This is a genomic window from Mesorhizobium sp. M5C.F.Ca.IN.020.32.2.1 (genome assembly GCF_004023105.1).
Lineage (GTDB): Bacteria > Pseudomonadota > Alphaproteobacteria > Rhizobiales > Rhizobiaceae > Mesorhizobium > Mesorhizobium wenxiniae.
Map to the genome: position 1 here is coordinate 1 of NZ_RZSX01001417.1, position 902 is coordinate 902.

The 902-nt window shown below is 61.3% G+C and carries 3 protein-coding genes; all 3 read left to right on the forward strand.

The window, feature by feature from the left end:
• A partial coding sequence (locus EOA86_RS36445) for an uL14 family ribosomal protein (RefSeq protein WP_189363215.1) occupies positions 1–174 on the forward strand: 174 nt, incomplete at its 5' end.
• 12 nt (positions 175–186) lie between these two features.
• Positions 187–501 carry a 50S ribosomal protein L24 gene (rplX, locus tag EOA86_RS36450; RefSeq protein WP_013531428.1) on the forward strand — a complete coding sequence of 105 codons (315 nt, stop codon included), beginning with the start codon at positions 187–189 and terminating at the stop codon, positions 499–501.
• Positions 494–902: 50S ribosomal protein L5 (gene rplE, locus EOA86_RS36455; RefSeq protein WP_128345819.1), on the forward strand; the 409-nt coding region annotated here is incomplete at its 3' end. The genes rplX and rplE, both read left to right, overlap by 8 nt.

Genomic DNA, 902 nt, shown 5'->3' on the forward strand with positions numbered 1-902 from the left:
GCCAAGGACATCCGCCGCCCGGACGGCAGCGTGATCCGTTTCGACAAGAACGCGGCCGTTCTCGTCGACAACAAGAAGGAGCCGATCGGCACGCGTATCTTCGGACCGGTTCCGCGCGAACTCCGCGCCAAGAACCACATGAAGATCATCTCGCTCGCGCCTGAAGTGCTGTAAGGAGCCGGACCAATGCAGAAGATTAGAAAAGGCGACAAGGTGGTCGTGCTGGCCGGCAAGGACAAGGGCCGTTCGGGCGAAGTCCTCTCGGTACAGCCGAAGGAAGACACCGCGCTGGTGCGCGGCGTCAACATGATCCGTCGTCACCAGAAGCAGTCCCAGTCCCAAGAGGGCGGGATCATTACCAAGGAAGCGCCGATCCAACTGTCGAACATCGCGCTGGCCGACCCCAAGGATGGCAAGCCGACCCGTGTCGGTTTCATCTTCCAGAAGGACGGCAAGAAGGTGCGCGTCGCCAAGCGCTCGGGAGAAGTCATCAATGGCTAAGGCTCAAACCAAGCAGGCGACTGCCCAGAACACGCCGCGCCTCAAGCAGGTCTACAACGAGACCATTCGTAAGGCTCTGCAGGAGCAGTTCGGCTACGAGAACGAGATGCAGGTTCCGCGCATCGACAAGATCGTGCTGAACATGGGCGTCGGCGAAGCGACCGGCGATTCGAAGAAGCCTTCGATCGCGGCGGAAGATCTTGCGCTGATCGCCGGCCAGAAGGCCGTCGTCACCCATGCGCGCAACTCGATCGCCGGCTTCAAGGTCCGCGAAAAGATGCCGATCGGCGCCAAGGTCACGCTGCGCAAGGAACGCATGTATGAGTTCCTCGACCGTCTCGTGAACATCGCGCTGCCGCGCGTCCGCGACTTCCGCGGGCTCAATCCGAAGAGCTTCGATG

Excerpts from the sequence above, each read along its gene's own strand:
- rplX (WP_013531428.1), top strand. The coding sequence starts at position 187 with ATGCAGAAGATTAGAAAAGGCGACAAGGTGGTCGTGCTGGCCGGCAAG.